Origin of the sequence: Natronomonas sp. (assembly GCF_036625485.1) — an archaeon.
Classification (GTDB): Archaea; Halobacteriota; Halobacteria; order Halobacteriales; family Haloarculaceae; genus Natronomonas.
In genome coordinates this window covers 1-9,221 of the sequence record NZ_JAZKTR010000102.1, presented here as the reverse complement: position 1 = coordinate 9,221, position 9,221 = coordinate 1, and the positions used below count along the sequence as shown (strand labels likewise).

The 9,221-nt window shown below is 65.5% G+C and carries 9 protein-coding genes and 1 tRNA gene; 7 read left to right on the top strand and 3 right to left on the bottom strand.

Annotated features, from left to right (window positions below):
- The 4 genes from V5A53_RS10405 to V5A53_RS10390 all read left to right on the top strand — a co-directional run.
- Positions 1-602: ribonuclease catalytic domain-containing protein (locus V5A53_RS10405; protein WP_332313541.1), on the top strand; the 602-nt coding region annotated here is incomplete at its 5' end.
- Positions 603-666: 64 nt separating this feature from the next.
- Positions 667-2,190, top strand: a complete 1,524-nt coding sequence (locus V5A53_RS10400; RefSeq protein ID WP_332313540.1) for a hypothetical protein — start codon at positions 667-669, stop codon at positions 2,188-2,190.
- A complete protein-coding gene (locus V5A53_RS10395) occupies positions 2,187-2,921 on the top strand; it encodes an ABC transporter ATP-binding protein (RefSeq protein WP_332313539.1) in 735 nt (244 codons plus the stop codon). The genes V5A53_RS10400 and V5A53_RS10395 overlap by 4 nt, the downstream gene beginning before the upstream one ends.
- A complete protein-coding gene (locus tag V5A53_RS10390; protein ID WP_332313538.1) occupies positions 2,918-4,060 on the top strand; it encodes an ABC transporter permease in 1,143 nt (380 codons plus the stop codon). The genes V5A53_RS10395 and V5A53_RS10390 overlap by 4 nt, the downstream gene beginning before the upstream one ends.
- A gap of 1 nt (position 4,061) precedes the next feature.
- Here the strand turns inward: V5A53_RS10390 and V5A53_RS10385 are convergent, their stop codons facing one another.
- The 3 genes from V5A53_RS10385 to V5A53_RS10375 all read right to left on the bottom strand — a co-directional run bounded on the left by V5A53_RS10385 (position 4,062) and on the right by V5A53_RS10375 (position 5,163).
- Positions 4,062-4,508: a pyridoxamine 5'-phosphate oxidase family protein gene (locus V5A53_RS10385; protein ID WP_332313537.1), complete on the bottom strand. Its 447-nt coding sequence runs from the start codon at positions 4,506-4,508 to the stop codon at positions 4,062-4,064.
- A 64-nt stretch (positions 4,509-4,572) separates the two neighbouring features.
- The gene (locus V5A53_RS10380; RefSeq protein ID WP_332313536.1) at positions 4,573-4,992 is read right to left on the bottom strand and encodes a group I intron-associated PD-(D/E)XK endonuclease; all 420 of its coding nucleotides are present in this window, start codon (positions 4,990-4,992) and stop codon (positions 4,573-4,575) included.
- A 98-nt stretch (positions 4,993-5,090) separates the two neighbouring features.
- Positions 5,091-5,163, bottom strand: a tRNA-Asp gene (locus tag V5A53_RS10375).
- Between the two features lie 296 nt (positions 5,164-5,459).
- Between V5A53_RS10375 and V5A53_RS10370 the strand changes: the two genes are divergently transcribed.
- The 3 genes from V5A53_RS10370 to rpoB are packed head-to-tail and all read left to right on the top strand — an operon-like array spanning position 5,460 to position 9,080.
- Positions 5,460-5,690, top strand: a complete 231-nt coding sequence (locus tag V5A53_RS10370) for a DNA-directed RNA polymerase subunit H (protein WP_178289730.1) — start codon at positions 5,460-5,462, stop codon at positions 5,688-5,690.
- Complete coding sequence (locus V5A53_RS10365; RefSeq protein ID WP_332313535.1) at positions 5,687-7,252, top strand: DNA-directed RNA polymerase subunit B''; 1,566 nt, start codon at positions 5,687-5,689, stop codon at positions 7,250-7,252. Before V5A53_RS10370 ends, V5A53_RS10365 begins: the two co-directional genes overlap by 4 nt.
- 1 nt (position 7,253) lies before the next feature.
- Complete coding sequence (gene rpoB / locus V5A53_RS10360; protein WP_332313534.1) at positions 7,254-9,080, top strand: DNA-directed RNA polymerase subunit B; 1,827 nt, start codon at positions 7,254-7,256, stop codon at positions 9,078-9,080.
- Positions 9,081-9,221: the final 141 nt, after the last annotated feature.

Sequence of the window (9,221 nt, the reverse complement as noted above, 5' to 3'; positions counted from 1 at the left end):
TCAACCCCAAGCGGGACCGCGCCCACACCATCATCGAGGAGTGCATGCTGAAGGCGAACAAGGCCGTCACCCACACCCTCCAGTGGGACCGCGGCCTCGAGGCCATGTTCCGCGTCCACCCCCAGCCGACCCCCGACGAGTGGGACGAGGCCCTCCGAGAGATCCAGGAGCTCGAAGGCGTCTCGATTCCCGGCAGCGCGTGGGACGACCCCCGCAAGGCCGTCAACGCCACCCTCGAAGAGGCCCCCGGCCGCCAACTCAACAAGATCCAGTGGGCCGTGATGAAGGTCATGCCCCGGGCGAAGTACATGTCCGACCCCTTCGGCGGCCACCACGCCCTGAACTTCGAGATCTACGGCCACTTCACCTCGCCCATCCGCCGACTCTCCGACCTCGTCAACCACTGGATCATCTACACCAACGACGTGCCCGAGGGCATCGCGGACCTCTGTGACCACGCCAGCGACAAGCAGAAGGACGGCGAAACCTGCGAGCGGATTTATAAGGACTTCCTCGAAGAGGTCGGCCTCGACGCCCACGCGATCAACAACCGTGGCCTCGAAGTCGTCGAGGACCCCGAAGAAGCCGACTACACGGCCTGAAAAGCGGCAAGCGACCGGGACCCGCGGCAGGTATTTGGCCGTTCGACCCCTTCGTTACGGTATCGTGCGCCGCGCCTCCGTGGTCCTCGTGACCGTCGCCTTTTGCCTCTCGCTTATCGCGCCGACAGTCGCGGGTGTCCCCGACGCCCGCCTCACCGTCGACGACGCGACGGTCGCCCCCGACCGACCCACGACCGACGAACCGACGACCGTAACCGCCGACATCGCCCTCTCTGCCGGGTCGAATTCCGCCGTCGAACTCGACCGAGTCACCCTTCGCGACGAATCCGACGAGCGCCTCGCGACCGCGTCGAACCCCGGGTCGCTGTCGCCCGGCGATAGCCTCACCGTCGACCTCGTCACCGAGTTCACCGACGCCGGCCGCCACGACCTCACGCTGGTCGCCAAAGGCACCGACAGCGACGGCGCGACGGTCACCGTCGAACGCCCCGTCACCGTCGTCGTTGAGGATTCACCCCCCGGCATCAGCGTCGACGCCGACCTCGTCGAGGGGGTCCGCTCGCCCATCGAGGTGACCGTGGGCAACCCCGCGGTCGATGCGGTACGCAACATCGAAATCGCCATCATCCGAGGGTCCGCGACCGACGACCGGGCGTTCGTGCCCACGCTCGCGGCCGGCGCCGAAGAGACGGTGAACCTCTCCGCGCGACCCATCAGCACCGACGACGAAATCGCCGTTCGCGTCTCGTATACGACGGCGACGGGCGACCGGCAGACGACCGTCCGCCGGGAGAACCTCCGCATCGAACCCCTCCGTGACGACGTAGGTATCGACGTCCGCCCGGTCAGCGACCAGCAGGTCGATACCGGTGGCGGCGCCGGCGGCCTCGGCGACCTCATCGGCGGCGGTGGCGGCGGTCTCCAACAAGGGGACAGCCAGGAGGAGGGTGCCCCGACCGAGGTCGAAGTCGCCGTTACCAACTTCGGCAACGCGGCCATCGAGGGGGCCGTCGTCGAACCGTCGACCGACCAGGCCCTGCCCCGGCAGTTCGTCGGTGACCTCGAACCCGGCGAGACCGAGACGGTGACGGTCGACCTCTCGAACGTTCCGCCCGCGGATGTCGATGTCGCCGTCTCCTACCGACTCGACCGCGAGGAACGCCGGTCGACGACGACCTACGCCCACCGCCCCGAGACGGCCGCCATCACGCTCACCGGCGTCGACATGGAGCGCGAGGACGACCGTCTGCTCATCTCCGGGAACGCGGGCAACACCGGCGACGCCGAAGTGACCGGCGTCGTCGTCGCCGTCGGCGAGGCCGAGGGCATCACGCCGGCCTACCCCCAGCGCGACTACTTCATCGGCACCGTCGGCGGCAGCGAGTTCGCCCCCTTCGAGTTGACCGCGACCGTCGACGAGAACGCCTCGACGGTTCCCGTCGAGGTGACCTACCGCGTCGACGGCGAGCCACGAACCGAGCAGGTCGACCTCCCGGTCGAAACCGACAGCGAGGGCGACGACAGCGGCTTCTTCGGAACCCTCTCGCCGCTCGCGGTCGGCGGTGCCCTCGGTGCGTCGGCGCTCGTCGGCGGGGCGTTGCTCGTGCCTCTGTATCGCAGACGATGACCGGGCCGAACCCACCCGAAGCCGTCGCGGAACGTCCTGCAGAGACGAAAACGGGTGTTGATGCCCCACCGCTTCAACTCCGCGGCGTCACCCGTGTCTACGAGCGCGGCGGCGAAACGGTCCACGCCCTGCAGGACGTCGACCTGACGGTGGAAGCCGGCGAGTTCGTCGCCGTCGTCGGTCCCTCTGGCTCCGGCAAATCGACGATGCTCAACATGCTCGGCCTGCTGGATACGCCGACCAGCGGCGACGTCTTTCTGGACGGCGACGAGGTGTCGGACCTCGACGACGAGGCTCGCACACGTCTCCGCAAGGAGTACATCGGCTTCGTCTTCCAGGACTTCTATCTCATCCCGACGCTGACGGCGCTGGAGAACGTCCTCCTGCCGACCGTCTACGACGCGGACCGCGAGGCGACCGACCGGGGCCGGGGGCTGCTCCAGCGAGTCGGCCTCGGCGACCGCATCACCCACCGGCCGACCGAACTCTCCGGCGGGCAGAAACAGCGGGTGGCCATCGCCCGTTCGCTCATCAATAGCCCCGAGGTCCTGCTCGCCGACGAGCCGACCGGGAACCTCGATACGGACACCGGCCGGCAGGTTCTCGAAGAGTTCGAGCGCGTCTGCGAGGAGGGCGTCGCCGTCATCGCTGTCACCCACGACGAACTCGTCACCGAGTACGCCGACCGGACCGTCGAACTCGTCGACGGCCGTCTGGAGGACAGGAGATGAGGCCGGACCTCTCGGGGTTCCCGGCGGTCCTGATGGCGATTCGGAACCTCCGGCGCAACCGATTGCGGTCGGTACTTGCCGCACTCGGAATCGTCATCGGCGTCCTCGCCATCGCCACGCTGGGCATCTTCGGCAACGTCCTCCAGTTGGCGGCGGTCGAGTCGCTGGGCGGCCTCGGCAATCAGGTCATCGTCTCACCGGCCGAGGACGCCGGCGGCGAATCGCTGACGGCCCGCGATATCGCCGAAATCGAGCGGGCGACCGAGGGCCGCGGCACCGCCGTCCCGATACTGAGCGACGGCGCCTCGGTCGAAGGCACCGGCGGCGCGAGCGAGTTCGCCACCATCTACGGGACCGACCAACCAGCCGAACTCTTCTCGGCGGAATCGGGTCGGATGCCCGAACGCCACAGACAGGGCGCGCTGGTCGGCAGTTCGCTGGCCGACGAACTCGGCGTACAGGTCGGCAGCGTCCTCGAGATCTCGGGCAACTCCTATCGCGTCATCGCAATCCTCGCGCCGGGCGAGGACATCTCGCCGGTCCAGCCCGACAATGCCGTCGTCCTCCCCGAATCGGCCTTCACCAGCGACGACTACGACCAGGTCGTCATCCGTGCGGACTCCAGCGAGGACGCCCGCGATATCGCCGCCGACCTCCGTAACCGACTCAACGCCCGCGAGGACCGCGTCTCCGTCTTCGAACTCTCCAGCATCCTCGACCGCATCGACGAGTTCTTCGGCCTCCTGAACCAGTTCCTCATCGGCCTCGGGGCCGTCTCCCTCATCGTCGCCGGCGTCGCCATCTTCAACGTCATGCTGATGAGCACCACCGAACGGAAAGGCGAGATCGGCCTCCTCCGGGCGGTCGGCGTCCAGAAACGCGATATCCTCCGGACGCTCGTCGTCGAGGCGACCCTGCTCGGCGTCCTCGGCGGGTTCGCCGGCGTCCTTCTGAGCATCGCCGCGGCGCTGCTGTTGTGGTACGTCGCGCCCATCTCGCTGAGCATCATCCTCGACCCCTCGAACGGCCTCTATCTGGTCGCGGCCTTCGGTTTCGGAGTCGTCATCAGCCTCGCCAGCGGCCTCTATCCGGCGTGGAAAGCCGCCAACCTCGAACCCGTCGAGGCACTGCGGGACTGAGTCAAACGTCCTTCATCCGCTCGGAGAAATCCCACGTGTAGAGGCGCTCCGGCTCGATTCGAAGCCGCACCTCCTTTCGGCCCTCTACGAGCAGTTTGTCGGCCAGGGAGTTGTCCGTCCCGCCCAGATACCGCTCGAACAGCTCGTGGAGGAGTTCCTTCTCGGGGTCGGGTTCGATGCTTACGCTTCCGGCCCCGCGGACGCCCCGGTACGGCGGGTCGTTTTCGGATACCTCGAAAGCGACCGACCCGTCGGCTTCGAGGTACTCGACGATGTCGGCGTTCGCCCCCGTCGCACAGAGGAACTCGCCGTCACGGTACGCGAACCACAGCGAGAGCATCCACAGGCCCCCGTTCGGCCGGTGGCAGGCGAGCCGGATCGGTACCGTCGCGTCTTCCAGATACGCCGTCGCCTCGGCGGTCGACCACGCGCCCTTCCAGGTTGGCATGGTGGGTGTACGTTCCCCTGTGGCTAAGTGATTGGCCTCGAAGCCAGACGTTCGGGTTTTCGGATTATCGGGGTGGGAGCGCAGTATCGAACCGGTAGTCCTCGGCGAGTCTGACGTTCGGATGGTCGATTTTCGGTGAGTCGACTCGGAGGTACGTGTTCTTTCGACCGGCAGTCTCGAACGGGACCCAATAGCAGTCGTCCGTCTCACGACAGCGAACCGCGAAGACATCGACCTCCTCGGGTGCGTAGTCCCGTCGAACGGCGTTACCGTCCGCCGTCGTCTTCGAGGCCGTTTTGAACCTGATACGGCCTTCCTCCATCCAACCGGTTTTGACCTGTACTCGATGGACCCCGTCGGAAGTTTCGACGAGGAGATCGTACGGGTCGTTGTCGCCGAACGGGACCGACACCGGGTAGTCGCGTTCGAGAAGCGCCGATAGCACCCGGGCCTCGGAGGCGTCGCCGATGCGCTTGGTATTCATCCGACGACGATGGCCGGTGGTTCGTATAAAAATCCTCGCCGCCTGTCGTTATAGCGTAATAGTGAGCTGGTCGCTCGTGAAGTAGCGTTCGGAGAAAGCGCCCGAGGCGGGATTTGAACCCGCGTCACGACCGTGACAGGGTCGTATGATGGGCCACTACACCACCCGGGCTCCCTGCACTCACTCGTAACCGGGTTTTGACCTTAAGGCTTTCCAATGGACGGCGCCGAGGTGTGCGCTCACACACCGCCCGCTTCGACGCCGGCTCGACGGCCGTCGCCCCTGCCCACGCCTCGCCCGAGGATTTTTGATAACTGCCGTTCAAGGATGGGTAACGAGCAGTCGCGTGCCGCCGGAGTCGCGGTACGGGTAGCCCCGGCCGTCGGATTTGGTAACTGTTAAATCCCTCGCGCCAGTAGCACGCTGTAGTATCTCGTGACAGCTTCTTCACCCGGCCAGCCCAACACATGGTAGACGTAAGCCAACACAACCTGGTTCCGGAGCACACGGTCCTCGAGGAAGACGAAGTCGAGGAGGTGCTCGCGGAGTACGACATCGACCGCACAGACCTGCCGAAAATCGAGCGTCGCGACCCTGCCCTGCCGAGCGAGGCGGAGGTCGGCGACGTGCTCAAGATCGTCCGCGACTCGCGGACGGCACCGAACGAAGCCGTCGTATATCGACTGGTGGTAGAATGAATAGGCAAGACCGACGTTCGATCTCCCGGGAGTACTTCTCGCGGGACCGACTCGCAGAGCACCACTTCCGCTCGTTCAACAACTTCCTCGACAAGGGGATGCAGGACGTTGTTGACGAGAAGGAAAGCATCGACACGGACATCGGCGACAAGGAAGGCCAGGAGCCGGTTCGCGTCGACCTCGGGAACGTCCGTATCCTCACACCGCGCGTCCGCGAGGCCGACGGCTCCGAAGAACTCCTCTATCCGCAGGAAGCCCGCCTCCGTAACATCACCTACTCGGCGCCGGTGTTCATGGAGATGAGCATCATCCGCGGCGGCGACGAGGAGGAAGAACACATCGTCGACCAGGCCGAGACGAAGGTCGGCCGGATGCCGATCATGGTCGGCTCCAACAAGTGTAACATCGCCGATTTCACCGACGACGAACTCATCGAAATCGGTGAGGACCCCGCCGACCCCGGTGGCTACTTCATCGTCAACGGCTCCGAGCGCGTCCTGATGACGAGCGAGGACCTCGCACCGAACAAGATCCTCGCCGAATACGACACCAAATACGGCGACCAGATCCAGATCGCCAAGACGTTCTCTCAGCGCCGTGGCTACCGCGCCCTGGTGCTGTGTGAGCGGAACCGAAGCGGCATCCTCGAGGTTTCGTTCCCGTCGGTGTCCGGTTCCATCAACTTCGTGACCCTCGTGCGGGCGCTGGGCCTGGAATCCGACGAGGAGATCGTCCACCGCGTCTCCGACGACCCGGAGATCGTGAAGTTCATGCTCGAAAACCTCGAGGAAGCCGAGGTTCAGTCGACCGCCGAGGCCATCGAGAAACTGGGCCAGCGCGTCGCCTCCGGGCAGGGCAAGAACTACCAGCTCAAGCGGGCCAACTACGTCATCGACCGCTATCTCCTGCCGCACCTCCACGAGGAGGGCGTCGAGGACGAGGAAGTCCGCATGAACAAGGCGGTCTACCTCTGTCGGATGGCCGAGGCGTGTTTCGAGCTGGCGCTCGAACGCCGCGAATCCGACGACAAGGACCACTACGCCAACAAGCGCCTGAAGGTCAGCGGCGACCTCATGAAGGACCTCTTCCGGACGGCGCTGAACAAGCTGGCACGCGACGTGAAGTACCAGCTCGAACGCGCCAACATGCGGAACCGACAGCTGTCGGTCAACACCGTCGTTCGGTCCGACGTGCTGACCGAGCGGCTCGAACACCCCATCGCGACCGGGAACTGGGTGGGCGGCCGCTCCGGCGTGAGCCAGCTGGTCGACCGGACGGACTACATGGGTGTGCTGTCGCACCTGCGCCGTCTCCGGTCGCCGCTCAGCCGTTCACAGCCGCACTTCGAGGCGCGTGACCTGCACGCGACCCAGTGGGGTCGCATCTGTCCCTCCGAGACGCCGGAGGGGCCGAACTGTGGACTGGTGAAGAACTTCGCACAGGCGATGGAACTGTCCCAGAACGTTGGCGACGAGCGCGGACTGAAACGCGAACTCGCGTCGATGGGCGTCGAGGGCATTCCGGGAATCGAGACGGTCGAAACACACACGGCGGACGACTAACATGAGTCAGGGAAGAGAAGCTAAAGTCTACGTAAACGGGAGCCTCATCGGCACCCATCCGGACCCGCATAAACTCGCAGACGACATCCGAGAGTCCCGGCGCCGCGGCGAGATCGACGAGATGGTCAACGTCGCCGTTCGCGACCGGACCGACGAGGTCATCGTCAACGCCGACGCCGGCCGTGCGCGACGGCCCCTCATCGTCGTCGAGGACGGCGAACCGCTGCTCTCGGACGAGGAACTGCAGGCCGTCGAGGACGGCGAACTCGAATTCGAGGACCTCGTCGACCGCGGCTACGTCGAGTTCATCGACGCCGAGGAGGAAGAGGACATCTACGTCGCCGTCGACGAGGACGAACTGACCGAGGACCACACGCACCTCGAAGTCGACCCGCAGCTGATGTTCGGTATCGGCGCGGGCATGATCCCATATCCCGAACACAACGCGTCGCCGCGGATTACGATGGGGTCGGGGATGATCAAGCAATCGCTCGGCCTCCCGTCGGCCAACTACCGTATTCGGCCCGACACCCGCCAGCACCTGCTGCATTACCCCCAACTCTCCATCGTCAAGACCCAGACGACCGAACAGATCGGCTACGACGACCGACCGGCCGCACAGAACTTCGTCGTCGCGGTCATGTCCTACGAGGGCTTCAACATCGAGGACGCGCTGGTCATGAACAAGGCCAGCGTCGAACGCGCGCTCGCGCGGTCGCACTTCTTCCGGACCTACGAGGGCGAGGAACGACGCTACCCCGGCGGTCAGGAGGACCGCTTCGAGATCCCGGACGACGAGGTCCGGGGCGCTCGTGGCGAGGAAGCCTATACCCACCTCGACGAGGACGGCCTCGTCAACCCCGAAACGCGCGTCGGCGAGAACGATGTCCTGCTGGGCAAGACCAGCCCGCCCCGGTTCCTCGAAGAGCCGGAGGAGATGGGCGGTCTCTCCCCGCAGAAGCGGCGTGAGACGTCGGTGACGATGCGCTCCGGTGAGTCCGGGGTCGTCGACACCGTCACGCTGATGGAAGGCGAGGACGGCTCGAAACTCTCGAAGGTCAAGGTCCGCGACGAGCGGGTGCCGGAACTCGGCGACAAGTTCGCCTCCCGGCACGGCCAGAAGGGTGTCGTCGGCCACCTCGCACCGCAGGAGGACATGCCGTTCACACAGGACGGCGTCGTGCCGGACCTCATCCTGAATCCCCACGCCCTCCCGTCGCGGATGACGGTGGGCCACATCCTGGAGATGCTCGGCGGCAAGGTCGGCTCCCTCGAGGGCCGGCGTGTCGACGGGACGCCGTTCCAGGGCGAAGACGAGGACGAACTCCGGGAGGCTCTCGTCGAGCGCGGCTACAAGTCCAACGGCAAGGAGGTCATGTACTCGGGCATCACTGGCGAGCAGATCGAGGCCGAGATCTTCGTCGGCGTCATCTTCTACCAGAAGCTCTACCACATGGTCTCGAACAAGCTGCACGCCCGTTCGCGCGGGCCGGTGCAGGTGCTGACCCGCCAGCCCACCGAGGGGCGTGCCCGCGAGGGTGGCCTCCGTATCGGTGAGATGGAACGCGACGTCTTCATCGGCCACGGCGCAGCCATGACGCTCAAAGAGCGCCTGCTGGACGAATCCGACCGCGAACTCATCCACGTCTGTGGGCAGTGTGGGATGAGCGCCGTCGAGAACGTCGAGCAACGCCGGGTCTACTGTCCGAACTGTGACGAGGAGACCGACGTCCACGAAGTCGAGATGAGTTACGCGTTCAAACTCCTGCTCGACGAGATGAAGGCGCTGGGTATCGCCCCGCGAATCGAACTGGAGGACGCAGTATAATGCAAGGCAAAGCCCCCAAAGAGATCGGCCAGCTCAGTTTCGGCCTCATGGACCCCGAGGAGTACCGTGACATGTCGGCCACGAAAGTGATCACGGCCGACACCTACGACGACGACGGTTTCCCCATCGACATGGGGCTGA

Coding starts and splice junctions, on each gene's coding strand:
- V5A53_RS10385 (WP_332313537.1), bottom strand. CDS start 4,508: ATGCCAACCTGGAAGGGCGCGTGGTCGACCGCCGAGGCGACGGCGTAT.
- V5A53_RS10365 (WP_332313535.1), top strand. CDS start 5,687: ATGAATAGGCAAGACCGACGTTCGATCTCCCGGGAGTACTTCTCGCGG.
- rpoB (WP_332313534.1), top strand. CDS start 7,254: ATGAGTCAGGGAAGAGAAGCTAAAGTCTACGTAAACGGGAGCCTCATC.
- V5A53_RS10390 (WP_332313538.1), top strand. CDS start 2,918: ATGAGGCCGGACCTCTCGGGGTTCCCGGCGGTCCTGATGGCGATTCGG.
- V5A53_RS10395 (WP_332313539.1), top strand. CDS start 2,187: ATGACCGGGCCGAACCCACCCGAAGCCGTCGCGGAACGTCCTGCAGAG.
- V5A53_RS10370 (WP_178289730.1), top strand. CDS start 5,460: ATGGTAGACGTAAGCCAACACAACCTGGTTCCGGAGCACACGGTCCTC.
- V5A53_RS10380 (WP_332313536.1), bottom strand. CDS start 4,992: ATGAATACCAAGCGCATCGGCGACGCCTCCGAGGCCCGGGTGCTATCG.